Source organism: Paraburkholderia sp. RL17-381-BIF-C, assembly GCF_046026435.1.
In the GTDB taxonomy this organism is placed as follows: Bacteria; Pseudomonadota; Gammaproteobacteria; order Burkholderiales; family Burkholderiaceae; genus Paraburkholderia.
Map to the genome: position 1 here is coordinate 12,281 of NZ_JARESX010000013.1, position 24,947 is coordinate 37,227.

The 24,947-nt window shown below is 63.3% G+C and carries 22 protein-coding genes; 3 read left to right on the plus strand and 19 right to left on the minus strand.

From position 1 onward, the window contains the following. The first annotated feature begins 42 nt into the window (after positions 1-42). Complete coding sequence (locus tag P0D70_RS10835; protein WP_091796966.1) at positions 43-1,068, plus strand: sulfate ABC transporter substrate-binding protein; 1,026 nt, start codon at positions 43-45, stop codon at positions 1,066-1,068. 90 nt (positions 1,069-1,158) lie between these two features. Here P0D70_RS10835 and bioB read toward each other — a convergent pair whose 3' ends face one another. The 12 genes from bioB to P0D70_RS10895 form a co-directional block, all read right to left on the minus strand. Further along, a complete protein-coding gene (gene bioB, locus P0D70_RS10840) occupies positions 1,159-2,238 on the minus strand; it encodes a biotin synthase BioB (protein WP_408184467.1) in 1,080 nt (359 codons plus the stop codon). 34 nt (positions 2,239-2,272) lie between these two features. After that, positions 2,273-3,004 (minus strand): dethiobiotin synthase, encoded by a 732-nt coding sequence (gene bioD / locus P0D70_RS10845; RefSeq protein WP_408184468.1) that lies wholly within the window; start codon positions 3,002-3,004, stop codon positions 2,273-2,275. Next, positions 3,001-4,185 carry an 8-amino-7-oxononanoate synthase gene (gene bioF, locus P0D70_RS10850; RefSeq protein WP_091796960.1) on the minus strand — a complete coding sequence of 395 codons (1,185 nt, stop codon included), beginning with the start codon at positions 4,183-4,185 and terminating at the stop codon, positions 3,001-3,003. The genes bioD and bioF overlap by 4 nt, the downstream gene beginning before the upstream one ends. Next, complete coding sequence (gene bioA, locus P0D70_RS10855) at positions 4,185-5,546, minus strand: adenosylmethionine--8-amino-7-oxononanoate transaminase (protein ID WP_091796958.1); 1,362 nt, start codon at positions 5,544-5,546, stop codon at positions 4,185-4,187. Before bioA ends, bioF begins: the two co-directional genes overlap by 1 nt. A gap of 1,267 nt (positions 5,547-6,813) precedes the next feature. Beyond that, on the minus strand, positions 6,814-8,088 hold the full coding sequence (locus tag P0D70_RS10860; protein ID WP_408184470.1) for a dienelactone hydrolase family protein: 1,275 nt from the start codon (positions 8,086-8,088) through the stop codon (positions 6,814-6,816). 569 nt (positions 8,089-8,657) lie between these two features. After that, positions 8,658-9,107, minus strand: coding sequence for a YchJ family protein (locus tag P0D70_RS10865; RefSeq protein ID WP_408184471.1), 450 nt, complete (start codon positions 9,105-9,107; stop codon positions 8,658-8,660). Positions 9,108-9,114: 7 nt separating this feature from the next. Then, on the minus strand, positions 9,115-10,245 hold the full coding sequence (locus P0D70_RS10870; protein ID WP_408184472.1) for an acyl-CoA dehydrogenase family protein: 1,131 nt from the start codon (positions 10,243-10,245) through the stop codon (positions 9,115-9,117). Between the two features lie 24 nt (positions 10,246-10,269). Further along, positions 10,270-10,947 (minus strand): SDR family oxidoreductase, encoded by a 678-nt coding sequence (locus P0D70_RS10875; protein WP_091796951.1) that lies wholly within the window; start codon positions 10,945-10,947, stop codon positions 10,270-10,272. A 36-nt stretch (positions 10,948-10,983) separates the two neighbouring features. Next, the gene (locus P0D70_RS10880) at positions 10,984-12,192 is read right to left on the minus strand and encodes an acetyl-CoA C-acetyltransferase (RefSeq protein ID WP_408184474.1); all 1,209 of its coding nucleotides are present in this window, start codon (positions 12,190-12,192) and stop codon (positions 10,984-10,986) included. Beyond that, on the minus strand, positions 12,185-12,961 hold the full coding sequence (can, locus tag P0D70_RS10885) for a carbonate dehydratase (RefSeq protein WP_408184475.1): 777 nt from the start codon (positions 12,959-12,961) through the stop codon (positions 12,185-12,187). The genes P0D70_RS10880 and can overlap by 8 nt, the downstream gene beginning before the upstream one ends. A 93-nt stretch (positions 12,962-13,054) precedes the next feature. After that, positions 13,055-14,884 (minus strand): bifunctional isocitrate dehydrogenase kinase/phosphatase, encoded by a 1,830-nt coding sequence (gene aceK, locus P0D70_RS10890; RefSeq protein ID WP_091796947.1) that lies wholly within the window; start codon positions 14,882-14,884, stop codon positions 13,055-13,057. 82 nt (positions 14,885-14,966) lie between these two features. Then, positions 14,967-15,371, minus strand: a complete 405-nt coding sequence (locus P0D70_RS10895) for a MerR family transcriptional regulator (protein WP_091796945.1) — start codon at positions 15,369-15,371, stop codon at positions 14,967-14,969. A 176-nt stretch (positions 15,372-15,547) separates the two neighbouring features. On the opposite strand from P0D70_RS10895, the gene P0D70_RS10900 reads away from it, so the two are divergent. Next, entirely contained in the window at positions 15,548-16,621 is a 1,074-nt protein-coding gene (locus P0D70_RS10900) for an MBL fold metallo-hydrolase (RefSeq protein ID WP_408184476.1), read from the plus strand. Positions 16,622-16,699: 78 nt separating this feature from the next. Here the strand turns inward: P0D70_RS10900 and P0D70_RS10905 are convergent, their stop codons facing one another. The 6 genes from P0D70_RS10905 to argS form a co-directional block, all read right to left on the minus strand. Beyond that, positions 16,700-18,286: an ABC transporter substrate-binding protein gene (locus P0D70_RS10905; RefSeq protein WP_408184477.1), complete on the minus strand. Its 1,587-nt coding sequence runs from the start codon at positions 18,284-18,286 to the stop codon at positions 16,700-16,702. A 261-nt stretch (positions 18,287-18,547) separates the two neighbouring features. Next, complete coding sequence (locus P0D70_RS10910) at positions 18,548-19,366, minus strand: cobalamin-binding protein (protein ID WP_408184478.1); 819 nt, start codon at positions 19,364-19,366, stop codon at positions 18,548-18,550. A 3-nt stretch (positions 19,367-19,369) separates the two neighbouring features. Further along, positions 19,370-20,149: an SDR family oxidoreductase gene (locus tag P0D70_RS10915; RefSeq protein WP_408184479.1), complete on the minus strand. Its 780-nt coding sequence runs from the start codon at positions 20,147-20,149 to the stop codon at positions 19,370-19,372. 15 nt (positions 20,150-20,164) lie between these two features. Further along, a complete protein-coding gene (locus P0D70_RS10920; protein ID WP_091800849.1) occupies positions 20,165-20,803 on the minus strand; it encodes a thiol:disulfide interchange protein DsbA/DsbL in 639 nt (212 codons plus the stop codon). 172 nt (positions 20,804-20,975) lie between these two features. Then, on the minus strand, positions 20,976-21,794 hold the full coding sequence (locus tag P0D70_RS10925; protein WP_408184480.1) for an SPOR domain-containing protein: 819 nt from the start codon (positions 21,792-21,794) through the stop codon (positions 20,976-20,978). A gap of 61 nt (positions 21,795-21,855) precedes the next feature. Further along, entirely contained in the window at positions 21,856-23,646 is a 1,791-nt protein-coding gene (argS, locus tag P0D70_RS10930; protein WP_408184482.1) for an arginine--tRNA ligase, read from the minus strand. 450 nt (positions 23,647-24,096) lie between these two features. Here argS and P0D70_RS10935 point away from each other — a divergent pair, with 450 nt between their 5' ends. Beyond that, positions 24,097-24,423: a DUF1840 domain-containing protein gene (locus P0D70_RS10935; protein ID WP_091796932.1), complete on the plus strand. Its 327-nt coding sequence runs from the start codon at positions 24,097-24,099 to the stop codon at positions 24,421-24,423. Positions 24,424-24,564: 141 nt separating this feature from the next. Here the strand turns inward: P0D70_RS10935 and P0D70_RS10940 are convergent, their stop codons facing one another. Next, a complete protein-coding gene (locus tag P0D70_RS10940; protein WP_091796930.1) occupies positions 24,565-24,774 on the minus strand; it encodes an acid-shock protein in 210 nt (69 codons plus the stop codon). Positions 24,775-24,947 lie beyond the last annotated feature (173 nt).

Here is a 24,947-nt window from a genome sequence, read left to right on the forward strand (position 1 = left end):
TCATGCGGCCACTGGTTTTCATCAACGATAGGCGGGGACAGGATGGCAGGCAAGACGGGGACATCGCGCTGGCTGGCAGCCGGCATGACGGCAATCACGCTCGCGCTGGCGGGTGTGTCGACGGCGCACGCGGATGCGTCGCTGCTCAATGTGTCGTACGACGTGACGCGTGAGTTGTATAAGGACATCAACGCCGGCTTCATTGCCGCGTACAAGGAGAAGAGCGGCGAGACCGTGTCGATTCGCCAGTCGCACGGCGCGTCGAGCGCGCAGGCGCTGTCGGTGCTGCAAGGCCTGCAGGCCGATGTGGTGACGATGAATCAGCCCAACGACATCGACCTGCTCGCCGAAAAAGGCCAACTGGTGCCGGCCAACTGGCGCGCACGTCTGCCCGACGGCAGCGCACCGTACACCACGACGATGGTGTTCCTCGTACGCAAGGGCAACCCGAAGCACATTAAGGACTGGGACGATCTCGCCAAGCCCGGCGTGCAGGTGGTGATCGCCAATCCGAAGACATCGGGTAACGGGCGCTATACGTATCTGGCCGCGTGGGGTTATCGCAAGCAGCACGGCGGCACCGACGCGCAGGCGCTCGACTTCGAAAAAGCGATCTTCAAGAACGTGCCGGTGCTCGACACGGGCGGACGAGGCGCGACCACCACGTTCACGCAGCGCGGTATCGGCGACGTGCTGGTGACGTTCGAAAACGAAGTGGCGCTGATGGACACGGGGGTGGGCGGGGGCAACTTCGAGGCAGTCTATCCGTCGGTGAGTCTGCTGGCGGCGCCGCCGGTTTCGATCGTCGACAAGGTGGTCGACAAGCGCGGCACGCGCAAGGAAGCGCAGGCCTATCTCGACTATCTGTGGTCGCCGGCCGCGCAGGAAATCATCGCGCAGCATCACCTGCGTCCGCGAGACAAGACGGTGCTCGCGAAGCATGCCGCGGAGTTCAAGCCGATCAAGACGTTCACGGTCGAAGAAATGTTCGGCAGCTGGCAGAAAGCGCAGCAAACCCATTTTTCCGATGGCGGGACGTTTGATCAGATCATCGTCGACAAGAAATAAAACTTCGGCTTCTTAAGTAAAAAGGCTGCCTCGTACAAAACGAGGCAGCCTTTTTTATCGCGCGTGTTTTTTTGCACGCGGCGCACGCGCTCAGTTCGGCGCAGCGTGTTTATCGCAGCCATGCTCGCAGCCGCTTTGATCGAGCGGCATTTGTTGCGCGGCCTCGGCGCGAATGCCGAGTCGTTCGAGCAGCTTGCGGTCGGCTTCCGCCTGCGGATTGCTCGTGGTCAGCAACTGATCGCCATAGAAAATCGAGTTCGCGCCGGCGAGGAAGCACATGGCCTGCAACGCTTCGTTCATCTGCTCGCGGCCCGCCGACAGACGCACCATGGCGCGCGGCATGGTGATGCGCGCAATCGCAATCGTGCGCACGAATTCGAACGGGTCGATCGCTTCCGTGCCGGTCAGCGGCGTGCCTTCCACCTGCACCAGATTGTTGATGGGCACCGATTCCGGATACGGCTCCATGTTCGCCAGTTGCGCGATCAGGCCGGCGCGCTCACGGCGCGACTCGCCCAGTCCGACAATCCCGCCGCAGCACACGTTGATGCCGGCATCGCGCACGCGTTCCAGCGTGTCGAGGCGATCCTGATACGTGCGCGTCGAAATGATCTGGCCGTAGAACTCCGGCGACGTATCGAGATTGTGGTTGTAGTAGTCGAGGCCTGCTTCGCGCAGCCCTTGCGCCTGATGCGTTTCGAGCATGCCGAGCGTCACGCAGGTTTCGAGACCCATCGCCTTCACGCCGCGGATCATGTCCTTGATCGGTTCGAGGTGACGGTCTTTCGGATTACGCCATGCGGCGCCCATGCAGAAACGCGTCGCGCCGTTTTCCTTGGCGACCTTCGCGGCGGCGAGCACTTCGTCGACCGGCATCAGTTTGTCGGCTTGCAGGCCCGTGTCGTGATGCACCGACTGCGGACAGTACGCGCAATCTTCTTCGCAGCCGCCGGTCTTGATCGACAGCAGCGTCGACAGTTGCACGGTATTCGCGTCGAAATGTTCGCGATGGGTTTGCTGCGCCTGGAACATCAGGTCGTTGAACGGCAGTTCGTACAACGCCACGATGTCCGCCACGCGCCAGCGCGCGACCTGCTTCGTGCCGGCTGCGGCGTTGTTGTTGGCGGCGGCCGTTTCGGCGGACGCCGGTGCGATGTTCAGTTGCGTCATGTCGTCGATCCTCATGGATGGATGTGATGGGGGTTCAGCGCTGCGCGTGGCGCAGCGTCTGCAAAAGGCGGTTGATGTCGAGCTGCTCCGCCGCGAACTCGGGCGAAGCGGGGCTCAGATGCGGCACGATGCCGAGCAGCGGCGCGTCGTATTCGCGGGCGAGATGCGCGCGGATCGACGCGATGTTTTCGTCGGGAAACGTCATGTCCGGATCGATCCGGTTGGCAACCCAGCCGGCGAGCGTGAGCCCGCGCGCGGCGATCGCTTCGGCTGTGAGCAGCGCATGGCTGATGCAACCGAGCCGCATGCCGACCACCAGCACGACCGGCAGTTTCAGGGCGACGGCGAGATCGGCGGTGTCCTGAGTGGCGGTCAACGGCACGCGAAATCCGCCGACGCCTTCCACCACGACGATCTGCGCGCGCTTGAGCGCTTGCGCGTGACAGTCGACGATACGGTCCAGATCGAGCGAGACGTTTTCCAGCGCGGCCGCAATATGCGGCGCGGCCGGTTCCTTCAACAGATACGGTGTGCGCATCTCGGGCGACAGCAGGACGTTCGACGCGGCGTCGAGTTGATCCGCGTCCTCGTTATGCAGCACGCCGTCCACTTCGAACGCGCCGGCGGCGATCGGCTTCATCGCGGCGGCTTGCAGCCCTTCGCGAACGAAGCCGCGCAATAGTGCAGCCGAGACGAACGTCTTGCCGATTTCCGTATCGGTGCCGGTGACGAACAACGACAGTGCATTTTGATTCGCGCTACTCATGCCGCTTTCGCTCCCAATTGCTGCAAGCCGGCTTCGAGCCGATCGAGGTCCGCCTGCGAGTGCGCGGCCGACAGCGAAATGCGCAAGCGCGATGTGCCGGCGGGCACGGTCGGCGGACGGATGGCCGGCACCCATAGACCCGCACGTTCGAGGGTGGCCGCGATATCCAGCGTGGCATCGTTCGCGCCGATGATGAGCGGTTGCACGGCCGTATGCGAATCGACCGGTATCCACGGCGTTGCCTTCAGCATGGCGCGCGTGCGCTCGATCAACTGCTGCAGATGCGCGCGCCGCGCGTCGCCTTCTTCGCCACCGATGATGCGCAGGCTCGCCGACACCGCGTGCGCGGCGGCCGGCACCGACGCCGTAGTGAAAATGTACGGACGTGCGCGCTGCACGAGCCATTCGATCACCGTCTCATGCGCCGCGACGAATGCGCCGGAAACGCCGGCCGCTTTGCCGAGCGTGCCGATCGAAATGAGGTTCGGCGAACGCAGCGCCGCTTGCGCGATCGCGCCGCGGCCTTGCGGGCCGAGCACGCCGAAACCGTGCGCGTCGTCGACGATCAGCCACGCGCCGTGTTTTTCCGCGAGTTCGAGCAGGCGTGCTAGCGGTGCGATGTCGCCGTCCATGCTGAAAACGGTGTCGGAGACGACCACTTTGACATCGGCGTCCGAGGCTTCGAGCATCGCGCTCAGCGCTTCGGTATCGCAGTGCGGGTAGATCTGCACGTCGGCGCGGGACAAACGCGCACCGTCGATCAGCGACGCGTGATTCAGCGAGTCGGAGAAGAGCGTCGTGCCACGGCCCGCGAGCGCGGTAAGCGTGGCGAGATTTGCCATGTAGCCGGTGCTGAAGTAGAGCGCGCGCGCATTGTCGACGAAGCCGCCGACGAATTCCGCGAGATCGTCTTCGAGTTGCGCATGCGCGCGCGAGTGGCCGCCGAGCAGATGCGAGCCGCCGCTGCCCGCGCCGTAGCGCTCTGCGCCTTCGGCGATGGCCGCGACCAGTTGCGGATGCGCGGCGAGCCCGAGATAGTCGTTGCTGGCGAAGCCGATGATCGCGCGGCCGTCGACCGTCATGTGGGCCGCGCACGGCGTGTCGGCGGTGCGGCGGCGACGGCGCAGGCCGCGCGCGTCGATCTCCTTCAGCCCTTCGGCGAGCGTGTCGAGCAGATGCATTAGCGGGTCTCCGCAAGCGTGGCTTCGAAGGTTTCGCGCGTGCGTGAAGCGAGCAGCGCGAGTTCTTCGCCGTCGAGGATATAAGGGGGCATCAGATACACCGTGGTTCCGATTGGGCGCAGCAGCAGTTCGCGCTGCAACGCGTTTTCGAAGAAGCGGCGCGAGAATGTTCTGGCTTGCTGAGCATCGTCGATCACGGCGTCGAACGCGAAGATCGTGCCGCGCTGACGCAGATTGCGGACTTGCTCGTGATCGGCGAGCGGCGCGAGCGCGGCTTTCAGCTTCGCGGACTTCTGCGTGTTGGCGGCGAGAACGTTGTCGCTCTCGAACAGATCGAGCGTAGCGAGCGCCGCGCGGCAGGCGAGCGGATTGCCCGTGTACGAATGCGAGTGCAGGAAGCCGCGCGCGGTGTCGTCGTGATAGAAGGCATCGAAAATTTCGTCGCGCGACAGCACGATCGAAAGCGGCAGATACCCGCCGCTGATACCTTTCGACAGACAGATGAAGTCCGGCCAGATGCCGGCCTGTTCGCATGCGAAGAAGGTGCCGGTGCGCCCGCAGCCTACGGCGATTTCATCGGCGATCAGGTGCACGCCGTATTGATCGCACAAGGCGCGCAATCCGGCGATATACGACGCGTCGTGCATGGCCATGCCGGCCGCGCATTGCACGAGCGGCTCGACGATCAGCGCGGCGATTTTCGTGGCGCGTGCTTCGAACAGTGCGCGAACGTGATCGAGTGCGCGGCGCGCGACATCGGCGGCGCTTTCGCCAGCTTGCGCGAGACGAGCATCGGGCGATGCCACGACATGCGCGTGGCGGATCAACGGGTCGTAGGCGTCCTTGAACAGCGCGACATCCGTGACACCGAGTGCGCCGATGGTTTCGCCGTGGTAGCTGTTGGCGATGCAGACGAATTCCTGCTTGTCGGAGAAACCGCGATTGCGCCATGAGTGGAAGCTCATCTTCAAGGCGATTTCGACGGCGGACGCGCCATCCGATGCGAAGAATGCGTGGCCGAGCGTATTGCCGGTGAGCGCGCTGAGCCGCTCTGCGAGTTCGATAGCCGGTTCATGCGTGCAGCCGGCGAGCATGGCGTGTTCGAGCGTGTCGAGTTGGTCTTTGAGCGCCGCGTTGATGCGCGGGTTGGCGTGACCGAACAGGTTGACCCACCAGGAGCTGATGGCATCCAGATAGCGATGGCCGGCGCGATCGTAGAGCCACGCGCCTTGACCACGCGCGACGGGCACGAGCGGCAGGCGCTCGTGGTGCTTCATCTGCGTGCAGGGGTGCCAGACGGCGCGCAGGCTGCGGGCGATCCAGTCTTCGGGGGCTGTTGACTGTGCTGCTGACTTTTCCAAAGGGTACTCCAGGGTGCTTTTTGGCCGCTGTGCGGCGTGGCTTTTTTAGGGCCATTTTCGAGCGTGCTGCGCTTCTTTTTTCTGCGCTGCGCGCGGCCCTTGGCGGGCTTGCGGGGTCGAGATTAGCGGTTTATTTCGTGCTGTGCACTAGGGGCGGATGGGCGGTTTTTGCCTGCGGCGCTGGGGTTGTTGGCTGTTCGATGCAGGTGGTTTCTGTTTTCCGCGGAAGGTTGCTGATCGGTGCAGTTAGCGACGGCAAAGTAGTTGGGTTTTACTGGCGGGAAATTGGGGTGGGCGGGGCTTTTTTGCCTGTTCGGCGGTTTTTTGGCTGTGGTCTTTGTGGTGTTGGCCTTTCCTTGCTTTGTTAGTGGTCTATTGGCGTTGCCCCTGTGCGGGGCGGCACCTACTTTCTTTGCCGCGGCAAAGAAAGTAGGCAAAGAAAGCCGCTTTGCACCGCCAGCTCTTAAGCGGGGTCCCCGCACAGCCACGGTAGTGGTCCATCTGGAATCCGTGCCCTCGCACATTCAGCGCTTGTGACACAGCAGTCATTCTTCCAGCGGCGCTGCGCGCGGGCCGTGGCGGTACTTCATTAAAACGATCGGTCGTTTGTAGGCAGCGGGATTTCTTAAATGCCCGTCGGTTTCTTACGCCAGCCCGACTTCGTATCGCAGCCCCTTGCGTCAGCAGTATTTCTAAAGCCGCTGTTCATTTCTTACCCCGGCAGTATTTCTAACGCCGCGACTCGGCTCTTACACCAGCAGTATTTCTAATGCCTCGGCTCGACTCTTACGCCGGCAGTATCTCTAATGCCGCGGCTCGGCTCTTACGCCGGCAGTACTTCTAATCCTGCGGCTCGCTACATGTATCGGCCGGGCTTCCAAAAATTCCGCTCGCTCCTTGCGCCGGCCGCATCGGCGCCACGCCGAGGCGAAGCCGATGGCTCCCGCCGCATACGAACGCAGCCTCGGGTTTCAGGCTGACCGTTCTGGCGAGCGCGCAGCGCGAAGCAGGAAGTATGACGGCCTTGTCACGAAGGCCGAATGTGCGAGGGCACGGATTCCAGATGGACCACTACCGTGGCTGTGCGGGGACCCCGCTTAAGAGCTGGCGGTGCAAAGCGGCTTTCTTTGCCTACTTTCTTTGCCGCGGCAAAGAAAGTAGGTGCCGCCCCGCACAGGGGCAACGCCAATAGACCACTAACAAAGCAAGGAAAGGCCAACACCCGAGGGAAACAACCAAAAACACCGCCATTCAGGCAAAAAACCACTCACTCCCGACTAGCAATAGCCCGCCGCGCATCACCGCTACCCCCAGCCCCACCATCAGCCGTCTGCGAAGACTGATCCCCCCAAACAACCGCATTATTCACCGCATACAACCGGCAAGGCGCCGAACTCTGCTTCTGACAATTGGCCACGGCAACCGACATAGGATCATCGCCACCCTCAGCCCACGACCAAGCCCCAGTATCAGACACAGCAAACGCCCGGCTAGGAAACTGATGCAGGAAATTCCGATACCCATTGCGCCCGGCCTCGTCGACAAACGGCACGGCATCGACCGCATCGACAGCGGCAAACCCGCTCGCCTTCGGCATGGAAGGATCCGACACACGATACTGCACACCAGTCGGCATTCCCACTCGCGCAAGGAACGCTTCCACGGCCGGCCACCACACATGCACGCCATCGCGGTCGCCGACCAGCCGGTGCGCATCGTTCTTGTAGTTGCCGAAATCCACCATCTTCGCGCTCGCGCCGTGCGCACCGAACGCGGCATACATGCCCGCCACCAGCGGCGCATTCCAGACCGAATCGTTATCGCCGTACATCCAAAGCGACGGCACCTTGGTCTTCTCGCCGTAAGCGCCGAAGGCGCGCGTCAGGTTGCCCTGCCAGTCGCTGCAAGCATCCTGCCGCAAGCCGCCCGAGAAATTGATCAGCGCGCGCACGCCGGGCGCCGCTTCCGTACCGTAGGCAATCGTCGCAAGACCGCCGTGCGAGGTGCCGGCCACGACGATGTGCGTGGCATCCACGTAAGGTTGCTTCGACATGAAGTCGACCGTCGCGGCGACGTCGCCGGCCTGGCTGATGCCGTTCTTTTCGACGTCGCAACCGTCCTGCTGATAAGCGCCGTCCGAATGGCCGAAACCCTGACGGTTCGGCGCCACCACCACATAACCACGGCGCACGAATTCGCGCGCGAACGGCAGCGGGTCGCTGCGTTCCTGCGTGCGCGGATCGCCGGGAATCTTGCCGTGGTTGAAAACGATCATCGGAAACGGGCCTGCGCCGTCCGGTTTGTAGATCGTCGTTTCGAGGGTAATCGTGCCGGCTGCGTCGACCGGTACGCGGATGATCTGTTCGTTCAGACCTGCGCTGGGCAGATAGACGTCGTCGTCGAGCGCAATACGCGGCACGTGCGCGCGTGTCAGCGGTCCAGCCTGAATGTCGGCGAGCGGGTCGGCGTGCGCGAGTGCGACAGCGCACGTGGCCGCTGCACATATCACCGCACACTTCGTCAGAACCTTGCTGAACACCATTGACGCACCTGCCTCAAAAACCTGCCCTGAACACCGTGATGCCCGTTTATCGAAAGCCATTACTGACATTTGCCTTTCGGCTGGCCTTTCGACAAACAAAAGCACACTCGCGCACGGAGTGCGCCAAAGGCGCACGCACGCTAATCGAGATCGCACGGGATGAACCCAAACGGCCGACGCGACCCCACGCGCCGATGATGAGCGTCACGCCTGCTGCCTGAAACCGCCGCCGGAACCACACTCTCTGGTGCCCGGCAGGGCGCCCTGCGCAATTTGCGGAGTGGTATGGACCGGCTCTCGCAACGTGACGTCATGAAGCTACGGCCTCATCCTGGCACGACAATTTTGTTTTGTGCAATCAAGGAGAACCCGCGACGCAAAATTTGCCGCGCGTCGATCGGCCACCTCGGGCCGGTCGTGCGGGCCTCGCGGGTGTTTGGTGCAACGAAGCAATCAGGCGCGGCGCGGGCGTTGTGGCATGGAGCCAACACGAAAAAATGGCCCCGCTATCGGGGCCATATGTGAGCGCGGCGTAAGGACGCTGCGGCGTCGTGTAAGGGTCGGGAAGGTTATTCGTTCACGTCGCCATCCACGTAACGCCAGCGACCGTCTTCGTCGCGAACGAAACGGCTCAGTTCATGAAGCCGATGCGCGCGGCCGCCCACCTTGTACCGCGCGACGAATTCGACGGTCGCGTGATGAGCGTCGGTTTCAGCAAACGCCTTGATCTGCAGTCCGAGCCACCGTGGCGCGTCGGGCGAAGCGGGATCCGCGTCGAGATCGGCGGGGCAGGTGTGCGGCGCCCAGGTTGCGCGCAGATAATCCGTCGCACCGACCACATAGGCACTGTAGCGCGAGCGCATCAATTCAAGGGCCCGTGGCGCCGCTTCGCCGCCGTCGATATAGCGGCCGCAGCATTGCGCGAAGCGGGGCACCTTGGCGCCGTTGCGTTGATCGGGCGCGGCGCCCCCACAGGGACAATCGGCAGGTCGTTGTAACGGCAACAGTTGCTTATTCATCAGACTTTCAGCCAAGACCGCGTGCGATCAAAATTTTCTGGATGTCGCTGGTGCCCTCGTAGATCTGGCAAACGCGCACATCGCGGTAAATCCGCTCGACCGGGAAGTCGCTCAGATAGCCGTAGCCGCCATGAATCTGTAAGGCGGCCGAACAGATGCGCTCGGCGGCTTCGGAGGCAAACAGTTTGGCCATAGCGGCTTCAGTAAGGCACGGCTGGCCGGCGTCTTTCAACGAGGCGGCGTGCCAGATCAACTGGCGCGCCGCTTCGAGTTGCGTCGCCATGTCGGCGAGGCGGAATTGCACGGCCTGGTGCGAAAAGAGCGGCACGCCAAAGCTCTCGCGCTCCTTCGCATAACTCAGCGCCGCCTCGAACGCGGCGCGCGCCATGCCGACGCTTTGCGCGGCGATGCCGATACGGCCGCCTTCGAGCCCTGACAGCGCGATCCGGTAGCCTTCGCCTTCCGCGCCGATCAGGTTCGCGGCCGGCACGCGGCAATCCTCGAAAATGATCTGCGCGGTGTCCGACGAATGCTGGCCGAGCTTGTCTTCAACCCGCGCGACGACGTAACCCTTCGTATCGGTCGGCACGATAAACGCGCTGATGCCGCGCTTGCCCGCGGCCTTGTCCGTCACGGCCATGACGATCGCAACATTGCCGTTCTTGCCGCTCGTGATGAACTGTTTGACGCCGTTCAACACATACGAATCGTCGTCGCGGGTCGCGGTGGTGCGCAGCGCGGAGGCGTCGGAACCGGCTTGCGGTTCGGTCAGGCAAAACGCGCCGAGCATGTCGCCGCGCGCGAGCGGCGTCAGCCAGTCGCGTTTCTGCGTGTCGTTGCCGTAGGTGAGCAGAATGCTGCACACGGGGCAGTTGTTGACGGAGATCGCCGTCGAAGTGCCGCCGTCGCCGGCTGCGATTTCTTCGAGTATCAGCGCGAGCGCCAGCGCGTCCATGCCGGCGCCGCCGTACGTTTCGGGCACGAGCACGCCATACGCGCCGAGTTCCGCCAGTTGCCGATGCACGTCCTGCGGAAACGTGCGTTCGCGGTCCCATGCCGCCGCATGCGGCGTGATCGCTTCGCGTACGAACGTGCGCAGCGCGTCGCGGACCATCAGGTGATCCTGATCAAGCACCATAAGTGATCCCGTTCAAGTAGTTGCTCACCAGTCGAGCGGTGTCCCGTCGTATTGATAGAAGCGGCCGTTGAACGCTTCGCGCGCACCCGCGGCCTGCGCCAGCACATCACGCATGCCGGTCACGCTGCGCGCGGGATCGATCGCCGCCTGGGCGCCGCCCATGTCGGTTTGCACCCAGCCTGGATGCAGCGAAATGCACGTGGCGCGCCGAGCGTCCAGCGACGCGAGTTTCAACGCGTCGTTCAGCGCCGCCTTGCTCGCGCGATACAGCCAGCCGGTCGTGCCGCTCGCGTCGCCAATGCTGCCCATCTTGCTCGAAATCACCGCGAATACGCCGCCGGCTTCTTCGACGAGCGGCAGCAGGATCGGCATCAATTGCATCGGTCCGCGCACATTGGTGTGCATGACGTGGTCGAAGTCTTCAGCGGTGATCGTCTCGATGCCTTCGGTGCGCGGGCCGTAGACGCCCGCCACCACGATCGCCGCATCGAGCCGTTCACCGTCGAGCTTCCAGCCGAGCGCGGCGATTTCCTCTGGCGCGCTCACGTCGAGCGAGAACGTTTGGGCGCCGAGTTCATTCAACGCATCGAGCGCGGCGCCGTCACGCGCGGTGGCGAGCACGCGCCAGCCGCTCTTTTTGTACTGCCGCACAAACTCCTGGCCGATGCCACGCGACGCACCGACGATCAACACTGTTTTCATCGAATACTCCAAGCTGTCAAAACGCCCCGAATCGCGTTACACGAGTTCGATACCCATGGCCGTCGCTTCGCCGCCGCCGATGCACAGCGTCGCGACGCCGCGCTTGCCGCCGCGTTGCTTGAGCGCGCCGATCAGCGTGACGAGAATGCGCGCGCCCGACGCGCCGATCGGATGACCGAGCGCACAGGCGCCGCCGTTCACGTTGACCTTTTCGTGCGGCAGATGGTGTTCCTTCATGGCCGCCATGGTCACGACGGCAAATGCTTCGTTGACCTCATACAGATCGACTTCGTCGGCGCGCCAGCCATTCTTCTCGAACAGCTTGCGAATCGCCCCGACCGGCGCGGTGGTGAACTTCGCCGGTTCCTGTGCGAAGGTCGAGTGGCCGACCACGCGCGCAATCGGCTCCACGCCGAGGCGCTTCGCCGTCGACTCGCGCATCATGACGAGCGCGGCCGCGCCGTCGGAAATCGACGACGAATTCGCCGCCGTCACCGTGCCGGTTTTGCTGAATGCGGGTTTGAGCGTTGGAATCTTGTCGAGGTTCGCCTTGAACGGCTGTTCGTCGTGATCGATGGTGACTTCGCCCTTGCGGCTTTGCACCTTCACCGGCGCGATTTCCCAGCTGAACGAACCGTCTTCGTTCGCGCGCTTCGCGCGGTTGAGCGACTCGACGGCGAACGCGTCTTGCGCTTCGCGCGTGAAGTCGAACGAGGCCGCGCATTCTTCGGCAAAGGTGCCCATCAGACGGCCTTTTTCGTAGGCGTCTTCGAGACCGTCGTAGAACATGTGGTCGATCACCTGGCCGTGGCCCATACGCATGCCGGCGCGCGCTTTCGGCAGCAGGTACGGCGCATTCGTCATGCTTTCCATGCCGCCCGCGACGATCACGTCGACGGAGCCGGCAGCGAGCATGTCGTGCGCGAACATTGCCGCACGCATGCCGGAGCCGCACATCTTGTTCACCGTGGTGCTGCCGGTGGCGAGCGGCAAGCCGGCGCCGAGCGCGGCCTGACGCGCCGGCGCCTGGCCGAGGCCTGCGGGCAGCACGCAACCCATCACCACTTCGTCGATCTGTTCGGGTTTCAGGCCCGCGCGCTGCACGGCCGCCTCGATCGCCACCGCGCCCAATTGCGGCGCGGTCAGTGTGGCGAAGTCACCCTGAAAGGCCGCCATCGGCGTGCGGGCCACGCCCACGATAACGATCGGATCAGCCTTTGTCTCACTCATGTTTGTCTCACTCATGTTTAAGCTCCTTGATGACGCCTTCGACGATGGCCGGCACGTCGCCTAGCTGAGCCGCATCGGCTGCCACCACGTCGTTGTCTGCCTTGTGCGGGCCACTCGCCGACACGGCCGCGACACACTTCTGATAGGTTGCGTCGAGCGCGGCCGGCTCGCTGATCGTCATGCCGAGATTGCGCACCTTGCCGTCATGCACGCCGTACGCCCAGGCATGTACCGTCAACGCCTGGCCGCGCGCCCATGCATCGTTGACGATGGTGGTGCGGCACACGTTCATCACCTGTTCGATCGCGTTCAGTTCGACCAGACGCCGGTGACGCGCCTCGCCGATCGGCCATTCCTCGATCAGCGCCGCATGCTTGGCGCGCACGTCCTGCACGTGGTGCAGCCAGTTGTCCGCGAGACCCACGCGGCGGCCGTGTAGCGCCGCGCCGACACCCGAGCAGCCATAGTGGCCGACCACCATGATGTGCTTGACCTTCAGCAGATCGACGGCGAACTGGATCACCGAGAGACAGTTCAGATCGGAATGCACCACCACGTTAGCGATGTTTCTATGCACGAACACTTCGCCCGGCGGCAGGCCGATGATCTGGTTCGCCGGCACGCGCGAATCGGAGCAGCCGATCCACAAATACTCGGGCGTTTGCTGATGTGCGAGACGCGAAAAATACTCGGGGTCTTCGGACAGCTTGCGGGCGACCCACGCTTCGTTGTTGTCGAACAGATGCGCGAGCGGATTGTCAGGAGTGGAAGCGTTCGTGTTCATGGTGCGTCTTGGCGGTTGCTCGACCGATTGACCGGTCGATGTCGTTACATAAGGTTCGGACGAGGCATCAACACTGCGGGCGGCACAGGCGCCTCATGCGACCCGCGCGCTGCGCTCGTCGGCCGGTGCGTCCGGTGCGGAGCTGGCCGCATCGGCAAAGCGTTCCGGGTAGCGCACGCAGAAGCGCACGCTGTCGTCGTACGGGAAAAAGTCGGGCAGTTCGCCTTTCAGTAGATGATCCTTGTGCCGTTGCCATAGCGCAGGTTCGAAGAAGTCCGCGTGATGTTGCATGAACGAGCGGCGCACGCGTGGGTCGCCGAGCAGAAACGTGCCGTAGGTCTCCGGGAAAATGTCGTGCGGGCCGACCGAGTACCACGGCTCGCCCGACATTTCGTCCTCCTCGTTACGCGGCGCCGGCACCGCGCGCACGTTGCAATCGGTCAGATATTCGATTTCATCGTAGTCGTAAAACACCACGCGGCCGTGACGTGTCACGCCGAAGTTCTTGTACAGCATGTCGCCCGGAAAGATGTTCGCCTGCATCAGTTCCTTGATGGCGTTGCCGTATTCCTTGATGCCGTGCTCGATGTCCTCGTCGTTGCCGTTCTGCAGGAACAGATTCAACGGCACCATGCGGCGTTCAATATACATATGGCGAATCACGAGGCTGTCGCCGTCGTATTCGATCAGCGACGGCACTTCCTTTTCGAGTTCACGCACGAGCGCTTCGTCGAGCCGCGAGACCGGCAACGCTACGCTCGAATATTCGAGCGTGTCGGCCATGCGGCCCAGACGGTCATGCCGTTTGACGAGCTGATACTTTTCCTTGATCTGCGCGCGCGTGGTTTCCTTCGGCGGCGGGAAGCTGTCCTTGATCAGCTTGAACACATACGGAAACGACGGCAGCGTGAATACGAGCATGACGAGGCCCTTGATGCCGGGCGCGACGATGAACTGATCGCTCGAATGCGACAGGTGATGCAGCAGGTCGCGATAGAAGAGATTCTTTCCCTGCTTCTGCAAACCCACGGACGTGTAGATTTCCGCCTTCGGTTTGCCCTGCATGATGGTGCCGAGAAACTCGACGTAAGCGGACGGCACTTCCATATCCACAAGGAAATACGAATGCGAGAAGCTGAAAATGATCAGCAACTGGTCGCGCTTGAGCAGCACCGTGTCGAGTGCGAGCACGCCCGGCTTCACATGGCGCAGCGGCACCGCGAACGGCAACAGCAGATCACCGTTGATGATTCGCCCGACGATATACGCAGACTTGTTCCGGTAAAACAGTGACGAGAGCACGTGAATCTGGAAATTGGGCGCTTCGTCGAACACGCCGAACGCGTCGCGGATCGCCTGCATCAGGCAGCCGACGTCGCGGGTCAGATCTTCAAACGGCGGTTCCAGCTGGAAGTTCGTGACAATGCGCTCGAGCGTCGCCGCGAGGCCGTCCTTGCCGGGATAGTACGCGCGGTAAGTTGGCTTCGCCGCGGGTTCGTCGTTCTCGATGTATTCGGTCGAGATGGCCGGGCGCACGAAAATGAAATCGTTGTTGAAGTACGAGCGGTGCAGGATCTTGCAGCATACCGAATTGAAGAACGTCTCCGCGCATTCGGGCTGCCGGTGCGTGGTGAGGAGGCCGATGTAGTGCAGCTTGATCTGCTGCCAGACTTCGTCGTCGATATTTTCCGCGTCGTATTCGTCTTCGAGCAGTTCGACGCATTCCTCGACGCGTTCGTCGTACGAGGCAATGCGGTCGCGCGCGAGCTTCTGCAGGCCGTGCCAGTCGGCCTGTTCAAACAGCGTCTTGGCGTGGATCGCGGCGTCGCGAAAGACCCGGTAGTGCCGGTCGAATCCTTCGAGCATGGTCTGTGCGACGTCAAAGCCGATTTGCGACGACAGCAGTTTGGGGAAGTGATTCATGTCGACCGTGCATCCGCCTCATGTCGTAAAGACACCCGGGATTGTATCGCCCAGGTGGGCCCGCGCCGCATCGCGCCGTGGTTCATGCCGGCTTGGCTTCGCGTGCGCCGGTCGCGAGCAGCGCGCGCGCCTGCGTTTCATATTGCGCGAGGTCTTCGAGCGTCGCGTTCAGGTCTTCCAGCTGACGCTCCAGCACTTCGCGATGACGCGCTACCGTGGCGAGGAACGCGTGCAATTGCGGCACCGTGTCGGTCGGCGACTCGTACACGTCCAGCAGATCGCGAATTTCCGACAACGTGAAGCCGAGCCGTTTGCCGCGCAACGTGAGCTTCAGACGCGTTCGGTCGCGGCCGGAATACACACGCCGCAAGCCGCTCGATCCTTCCCGGCTCGGTGAGAGTAAACCCTGATCTTCATAGAAGCGGATCGCGCGCGGCGTGACGTCGAATTCCCGCGCGAGCTCGGTGATCGTGTATTGCGTGTTCATCGGGGCATTCCGTGGCCAGGCAGAAAATCGGATTGAACGATAGAATCAACGTTTACGTTATCGTCAACTTGAGCTGAACGCAACCAGGCGCAGTACGGCGCCAGCACGCCGCAACCACGCTATCCGGCATCGCATACCTCGCCATGCCGGACGGCCGACGGAGGAAGACACCCACAATGAATGCACTCGAACACCAACTCGACTACCCGTTCAACGACGCGTTGCCGGACGCGGGCCACGCCATGGAAGTCTCGCCGGGCGTCTTCTGGCTGCGCATGCCGCTGCCCTTCGCGCTGGATCACATCAACCTCTGGCTGTTACGCGACGAGATCGACGGGCAGCAGGGTTGGACCGTAGTGGACTGCGGCATCACCTCGGACACGATCAAGGAAAACTGGGAAAAGGTGTTCGACTCGGTGCTCGGCGGCCTGCCGGTGCTGCGCGTGATCGTCACGCATTGCCATCCCGATCACATTGGTCTTGCACACTGGATTTGCGCGGGCGGCGACAAAAAGCGCTGGGACGTGCGATTGTGGACGACGCTCGGCGAATACATGCAGGCCCGCGTGATGGCTGCCGGCGACGGTTCGAATGCGGGCGGCGAAGGCGCCGCGCGGCACTTCGCGCGGCACGGTGTGACCGACGAGGAATCGCTCGAGAAACTGCGCAATCGCAAGAGCTATTACGCGAGCCTTGTGCCGGCGATTCCTGGCCAGTATCGGCGCTTGCGCGAAGCGGACGGCGTGAAGATCGGCGGCAAAACGTGGCGCGTGGTGACCGGCTTCGGTCATTCGCCCGAACACTGCGCGTTGTTCTGCGAGGAGACCGGCGTGCTGATTTCCGGTGACATGGTGCTGCCGCGCATTTCGACCAACGTGTCGGTGTTCGATATGGAGCCGGAAGGCTCGCCGCTTGCGCTCTATCTGGAGTCGCTCGGTCGCTACGAGACGATGCCGGAAGAGACGCTGGTGCTGCCGTCACATGGCAAGCCGTTCCGCGGCGTGCGCACGCGGATCCGGCAATTGCGTGAGCATCATGATGCGCGTCTGGCGGAAGTGCGCGAGGCATGCGCGGAAAAACCGCAAAGCGCTGCGGATATCGTGCCGCTCATGTTCAAGCGTCAGCTCGACATTCATCAGATGACGTTTGCGATGGGCGAAGCGCTGGCGCACTTGCATCTGCTGTGGCTGGCGGGGGAGTTGAAGCGTGCGCAGGATGCGAATGGGGTGATTCGGTTTTCGCCGGCGTGATTGCGGTGGCGTGCAGATGAAAAAGCCCGGTGCTTACGCAACCGGGCTTTTTCTCGCGCGCTGCAGACGCAGAAGCGATTACTGCACCGACACCGTCCCGAAGTTCTGCCGTCCAAACGGACTCACGTGATAACCGCTCACGTTCGTGCGCGTGATGGCCGCCGCAGTGGGATAGCCGAGCGGAATCCACAGCGCCTGATCGTGAATGACCTGCTGCGCCTGTTCGTACGCTTTCGCGCGCTTCGTCTGATCCGGCGTCGCCTTGCCGTCGGCAATCAGTTTGTCTAGATCCTGATCGCAGAAGCGCGCGAAGTTGATGCCCGACTTGACCGCGTTGCAACTGAATAGCGGCGACAGGTAGTTGTCTGGATCGCCGTTGTCGCCCGCCCAGCCCATGAATAGCGAATCATGCTGGCCTTGCTTGGCCTCCTTGATCAGCTCACCCCATTCGATCACCTTCACCTCGGCCTTCACGCCGATCTTCGCGAAGTCGGCTTGCAGCAGTTCCGCGCCGGCCTTCGGATTCGGGTTCAGCACGCTGCCGTTCGGACGCACCCAGATCGTCGTTTCGAAGCCGTTCGGATAGCCCGCGTCGGCGAGGAGCTTCTTCGCCTTTGCCGGGTCGTACGGCCACGCCTTAACGGACTTGTTGTAGCTCCATGTGTTCGGCGGATACGGGTTCACGGCCGCCGTTGCCGTATTGTCGAACACGGTCTTCAGATACGTGGTGCGGTCGAACGCCATGTTGAGCGCAGCGCGCACCTTCTGGTTGTCGAGCGGCTTCTTCTGCGTGTTCAACGCGACGAACGCCGTCATGAAGGCGGGCGTCTGCACGATGGCGAGCGACTTGTCGCCCTTCGCGTCGGCGAGATCCTGCGGCTTCGGCGACAAGGCGATCTGGCATTCGCCGGTTTTCACCTTCTGCGCGCGCACCGTGGCGTCCGGCGTGATCGCGTAGATCAAACGGTCGATCTTCGGTTTTGGACCCCAGTAGGCAGGATTCACGTCATAGCGGATCACGGCGTCTTTCGTATAGCTCTTCAGCTCGAACGGACCCGTGCCGATCGGTTTCGAATTCAGATCGGCCTGCTTGCCGGCCTTGAGCAACTGGTCGGCATATTCAGCCGAATAGATCGAGGCGAAACCCATCGTCAGGATCGACACGAACGTTGCGTCGGGCGCGTTCAGCTCGAACTTGACGGTGTTGTCGTCGACCTTGCTGATGGACTTGATGAGCTTCGGCAGGCCCATCGACTGCGCATGCGGGAAGCCGCTCGCGCCCGCCACCTTGTGCCACGGATTGCTGTCGTCGAGCATGCGCTCGAACGTGAAGACGACGTCGTCGGCCGTAAGCGGCCGGGTGGGCTTGAAGTAGTCGGTGGTCTGGAACTGCACGTTCGGGCGCAGATGGAACGTGTAAGTGAGGCCGTCGGCGCTCACGTCCCACTTGTCGGCCAGCGCCGGCACGACTTTCTTCGCCGCCTCGTCGTACGAGACCAGCGAGTTGAAGATCACATCGGCCGACGCATTGGTCGTGACGAGCGAATTGAACTGCACGACATCGAAGCCGTCGGGGCTCGACTCGGTGCAGACGGTCAGCGGTTTGGCGAGCACGAGCGCGGGCGCCGTGAACAGTACGGCGGCTGCGAGCAGTTTGAAGCGCATAGGATCTCCCATAACAAGCGCAGTCAGGCAGTGCGTCTGGTTGTGTGGTTATATTCCGTTGACGAGAGCGACGGGCGGCCGTCCAGCGTAGCCGCCGTCTTCATTGTGATACGTTTCCGGCGCTGGCGCATGGCTTGGACAATGTCGCCCACACGCGCGCCGGCCTTCGCGAAAGCTTATCGAAGGGTGGTTGCGCCGACAACAACATAATCCGCATATTCATATGGAAGGTTGGCCGGCCTCGCGGCGCGGCGTCGAAGCTCATGCCGCCGCTGCGCGCCGCAGCAGATAAGCGATACCTTCGATCGCACGCACGCCGTACCACGAAACCATTTCCCCATCGATCAACTCGATACGCTTGCCGGCCAGCCGCGCGTCGCGTTTCAGCGTGTCGCAATGGGCCTGGGTGAAGCGATACGGCTCACTGGAGAGCAGGATGCGATCGACTTGGGCAAGCCATGGCGCGGTGTCGAGATCGAGCGTTGGGTAACGTCTTGCGCCTTGCGCACCGCCTTGCACATCAGGGAGCGTGTGCCAGTTCACGAGTCGCAGCATCGCGGAGATATAGGTGTCGCGCGCCACGGTCATCCACGGCTCGCGCCAGATCAGATAGAGCACGTTTTGCGGCGCGAATGCGTGCGCAGCCGCTTCGTCTAGGCGGGCTTCGAGCGCTTCGCTCAGGCGCTGCGCTTCCCGCGTCCGATCGAAGATCGAGCCCAGCAGCGTATAGAGCACCAGATTGTCCTGCGGTGTCCGCGGATGCGTCACGACGATATGCGGCACGAACGCGCGCAGTTGCTCGACGGTATCGCGTTCGTTTTCGTCGATATTGACGATCAGATGGGTGGGGCGCAACGCACGAATGGCGTCGAGGTTCACGGCCTTGGTGCCGCCGACCTTGCGGACCTCGCGCACCTTGTCGTGAGGATGCACGCAAAAGCCGGTGCGGCCGACAATCTGCCGGTCGAGACCGAGCGCGAACAGCAGTTCGGTAATGCTCGGCACCAGCGAGACGATGCGTGCCGCGGCGCCGGCGGGTTCGTGCGCGACGCCGGCTGCATCGACCGCACGGGGGTGCATGCCTTACTCGGCTTCTGTGGCGGCGCGCGGCTTGCGCGGCGCGCGTTCGAACGCGCGGTCGTAGAGCCAACGCGGCAGCACGTGCAGCAGCATGGCCACGATGCGCATCTGCCAGGGGAACACCGCGAACGCCGTTTGACGTTCGATCGCCTGCGCCACCTTCACCGCGAAACGGTCGGCGTCCATCAGGAAAGGCATGGTGTACGGGTTGTGCTCGGTCATGGGCGTGCGGATATAGCCGGGCGCGATGGTGACCACACCGACGTCATGCGGCCGCATTTCCACGCGCAACGCTTCGAGATACTTGAGCGCCGCCGATTTCGACGCGCTGTACGCGCCGGACCCCGGCAAGCCACGCACACTGGCGACGCTGGCGATACCCACCAGCGTGCCGCGTTTCGCGGCGATCATCGCGGCGGCGAACGGCTCGAAGGTGGCGACCATGCCGAAGTAATTGATATCCATCACTTCGCGAAAGGTGCGCAAATCGCCCTGGCCCGTGACCGCGCCGCGGCTGATGCCGGCGTTGGCGATCACGACGTCCGGCAAGCCGTGCCGCTCGATGAACTGCGCGGCCGCGTCGGCGAGCGCTTCGGCGTCGCGAACGTCGACGGAATAGATGGAGACGGTGTTCTGCGGATGGGACTGCTGGAACGCGGCGAGGGCGTCGCCGCGGCGGGCAACGAGGCCGAGAATCGCGCCGCGCCGCGCATATTCGGCGGCGAGCGCGAGGCCAATGCCACTCGAAGCGCCGGTAATGAAAACCTTCAGCGGTGAACTCATTCCGGCGCCTCTGCTTTACATCTTCTTGGCGCGGACTTGCGCGACCAGGTAGTCCAGCACCTGGAGCGTGCCCGGCAGGCTGTTGGTCGCGGCCGGGCCGGTTTCATACTTGCCCTGCACGGCCAACGTCGGCACGCCGTCGATCTTGTAGTCTTCCAGCAGCTTCTTGTCTTTCTGCAGCGCGCTTTGCGTCGAGAACGAGTTGTACGCGTCCATATATTTCTTCGGATCGACGCCGTTCTTCGCGAGGAATTTGGCCTGATCTTCCGGCGTCAGCAGGTAGTTCTTGTTGACGTGGATTTCATTGAAGACCTTCGGCGTGAGCTGCGAGGCGAGGCCGAGTGCGTCCAGCGCGTGATACATCTTGGAATGCGGAATGAAGTCGTCGCGGAAGGCGACCGGTACGCGCTTGAACACCACGTCCGGGTTTTGCTTCTTCACCCACGTTTCGAGGTACGGGTCGAATTCGTTGCAATGCGGGCAGCCGTACCAGAAGAATTCGGTGACTTCGATCTTGCCGGCGGGCACGTCGGTCGGCTGCGCCGTGGGCAGCACGGTGTAGTCCTTGCCCGACACCGGCGCGGCCGGCGATGCTTGCGCCGTGGCGGCAACGAGTCCCAGCGAGAGGAACAGAATGCTCAGCAGTTTTTTCATGTTGTGTTGACCCAAGTAGGCGTAAAACAGTGGCGCCACGCAAAAGCCCGCCACCGTCTTCAGATTTCGGCGTCGGACGGTTTCAGCCGTCCTTCGTGCTTGTGACACGCGCCGCGCGCCGATAGTTCGGCGGCGGCGCGTCCCGGCAAATCACCGTTTGTTTTTTGTTGGCTTATTGCTTCGTGAAGCGGATCACCGCGGTATCCACGCCCGCATCGGACAGACGCTGACGGCTCGAATTCATGTCTTCGAACTTCGAGAACGGCCCGATACGCACGCGGTAATACGTGACGCCGCCGGCGTCGCGCTGCGTGACCTTCGATTCGAAGCCCTGGAACGCGAGACGCGCACGCTGCTGTTCGGCGTCCGCCGCGGTCTTATAGGCGCCGACTTGCAGGAAGTAGCCGGTGTTCGCGTCGCCCGCTGCCGGCGCCGTGCCCGAACCGGGCTTGGCGTTGGCGGCGGTGGCCGACGAGCTGCTCTTCGGCGCGGAACCTGCCGCGGTGGCGGCCGGCGCGCTGGAAGCTTGCGGCTTCTTAGCCGGCGTGGCGGCCGTGCCGTTGGCGTTGTCCTGCGCGGGCTTCGGCGCAACCGCTGTGCCATTCGCATTGCCACTGTTGCCGTTAGCCGGTGGCACTTCGACGATTTGCGGCTCTTCCAGCATCCCCGACTGCGTCTGCGGGTTGGTCTGGCCCGGCGCCGTGTTCGGCGGCGCGGGTTGCGCGGCTTGCGGCACCGGCTGACCCGGCGTCTTGCCTTGCAGCGGACGGTTCGGGTCGTATTGCGGCTGGCTCGCGCCGGCGTCGGACGCCGCGGGCGGCGCCACCTTCGAGACGAATGGCGTGGGCGCACGGGTGATATACAGCGCCACCACTACCGCGATCGCAAGGCCAACGATCAGGCCCAGCACGATGCCGAGAAAAGTCCCCCCGGTTTGTTTCGATTGCTTTGTTGTGCGGCGTGGTTTTGCCATCGTATGAATCACCTGCAAAAAGAATCCTGGAACGGCCGCCGATTATAACGACGGCCGCATGCATGTTGCGCCGGAGGACTTACATCTTGACGGGAGCGGAGACGCCGATCGTCGCGAGACCGTTGGCCAGCACCTGGCGCGTGGCCGCGAGCAGCGCCACGCGTGCATTGCGCTCGGCCGCATCGTCGACCAGCACGCGTTCGGCACGGTCATTGTAGAACGAGTGGAATTCCCCGGCGAGGTCGCGCAGATAGAACGCGACCGCGTGCGGCGCGAGTTCGTCCGCAGCGTGTTGCAGCATGTCCGGGAATTCGGCGAGTTTGTTCAGCAGGGCCATCGCGCGTTCGCTGGTGAGCGGGGCGACGTCGACCTCGGCCAGCGTGCTTTCGTCCGTGCTGTAGCGTGCCTTGCATTCGGCGATCACCGAGCAGATCCGTGCATGCGCGTACTGCACGTAATGCACCGGGTTCTCGTCGTTCTGTTTCAACGCGAGGTCGATGTCGAACACGAATTCCGTGTCGGCTTTGCGCGAGATCAGGAAGAAGCGCACGGCGTCGCGGCCGCGGCGGATCGTTTCCTCGTCGATCAGATCGACGGCGGCTTCCGAGCCCGGCGTCGCGCCGCCCGACCATTCGATCAGGTCGCGCACCGTCACGTAGCTGCCGGCGCGCTTGGAGATTTTCACCTCTTCACCGTTGCGCATGACGGTGACCATCTTGTGCAGGATGTAGTCGGGATAGCCCTTCGGAATGCCGATGCCGAGACCCTGCAGGCCGGCGCGCACCCGCGCGATCGTGCCGTGGTGGTCCGAACCCTGAATGTTGATCACCTTGGTAAAGCCGCGTTCCCACTTGGCGACGTGATAGGCGACGTCCGGCACGAAGTACGTGTAGGTGCCGTCGGTCTTGCGCATCACGCGGTCTTTGTCGTCGCCGTCGTCCGTGGTGCGTAGCCACAGCGCGCCTTCCTGCTCGTAGGTCTTGCCGGCGGCGATCAGCGCCTCGACGGTCTTCTCGACGCGGCCTTCCTTGTACAGCGACGATTCCAGGTAGTACTGGTCGAACTTCACGCCGAACGCCTGCAAGTCCATGTCCTGCTCGCGGCGCAGATACGCCACGGCAAAGCGGCGGATCGCTTCGAGGTCTTCCACGTCGCGCGCGCCGGTGACCGGCTCGCCGTCGCTCGCGGCCACGGTGGCGCCGTTCAGATAGTCCTTCGCGATGTCGGCGATGTACTCGCCGTTGTACGCCGAAGCCGGCCAGCCCTCGTCGCCGGGGGCGAGCCCGCGGGCGCGCGCCTGGGTCGACAGGGCGAGCGTCTGGATCTGCACGCCGGCGTCGTTGTAGTAGAACTCGCGGTGCACGTCCCAGCCTTGGCTAGCCAGCACGTTCGAGAGCGCGTCGCCGAGCGCGGCCTGACGGCCGTGGCCGACGTGCAGCGGGCCGGTCGGGTTGGCCGAGACGAACTCGATCAGCACATGCTTGCCGGCGTCGCGTTGCGAGCGGCCAAAGCGCTCCTGTTCAGCGAACACGGCGGCGATCACCGCCTGCTTGGCAGCGGCCGCGAGGCGCAGGTTGATGAAGCCCGGGCCCGCCACTTCAGCCGCTTCGATCAGGCCCTTGGCCTGCGGCTGCGCGAGCAGCGCGTCGACGATCTGTTGCGCCAGCTGGCGCGGATTGGCGCGCAGCGGCTTGGCGAGTTGCATCGCCACGTTGCAGGCGACGTCGCCGTGCGCGGCGACCTTGGGCCGCTCCAGCGTGATGGTGGGCGACACGAACGCGGCTTCGGTCGCGCCTTGCGAGGCAGTCGCGACCTGCTTCACCGTGTCGGCGAGCAGTGTTTCGAGGGTAAGTTTATGTGCAGGCAGCATGCTTGTTGCGAGTCCAGTGAGGCAATCCGGTGATGCGGAAGAGGCGCCGGCCGCGCGGCAGGCGCGACCGGTTCGTCAGAAGCGTGGAAAGCGGCCTGCACCCGCCGCGGCGCGTTGGGCGCAATGGGTGTGCGGCGTCAGGCACGTTGCCTGCAACGCGTTAAGCGCGGTGCGCGGCGACCGGCCGTGTCATGGGCTGCCGCGGCGGGCAGGGTATGAGGCGAGTTGCGGCCAACCGGCCCAGCCACGCCACTTTTGCTTCGCCGCGTGCGGCGCATTGCGGCACGCTTTTCCGTCCAGACGGATTTTAGCAGGTGCTAATATGTTCAATGAGATGCCCAGCAAGGGCCGTGGCCGCCACGCCTGATCGGCGAGCCAACGTAACGCGCGCCGGCGGTCGCCTTTGAGCCGCTCGCGCGCCAATCGAACATAACGAAAAAGGGAACAGTCATGCTGATTACTTTCAAATGCCACGCCTGCCCGGACGTGATGATGCTGGAAAATCTTGCGCAGTATCTGGTCGGCATCGTCGGCAAGCGGCTGGGTGAGCGCGGCGTCATTACTCACGACGAACTGGCCCCGGCCATTCAGAAACTCGAAGCAGCCATTTCCGTCGACAAACAGGAACGTGCCGAGCACGACGGCCATTTCCACGAAGGCGAAGACGGTCACGATCATCACGAGATTCCGCCGGGGCTCGCGCAGCGCGCGTATCCGTTCCTCGACATGCTGCGCGCGGCGCAGAAGGAAAACGCGGATATCGTCTGGGGTCTCTGATCCCGCGCCGGTCCGCCGGCCGCTGCGCTCTGACGAGCCGCGGCGCTTCGCGGCGCGAACCCTGACGCACCAATGAAAAGAGCCCGCTTTCATGCGGGCTCTTTGTCGTTCAGCGATCCGGACCGGCCGCCACCATGCTGCTTACTGGCTGGCGGCGTCCGCCGGAGCGGCCGCAGGAGCCGACGCACCTTTCTTCGCTTTCTGTTTCTTCGGTTTCTTGACGTGTTTCACCGTGGGCGGCGAATACGAACTGACCGAACTGGAACCGCCAGGCGCGGCGGGTTGGGCCAGCGCCACCGAGGCACCCAAAGCAAGCGAAACAGCGGTCAACAACAGCGTCAGCTTCTTCATACGATTTTCTCCGTTGACGATTGCAAATTAATGAGCCGACGCGTTTTGGCCGCGTCTGGCGGGGTCAAGCCGCCTCAGTCTACAAAGCCGAAAATTACGTTGCCGCAAATATTCAGTCTTTCTCGCCCGATATAGTGGGTTTCCCGCCACGCCTCGCCGCGCCTCGCTTTGCC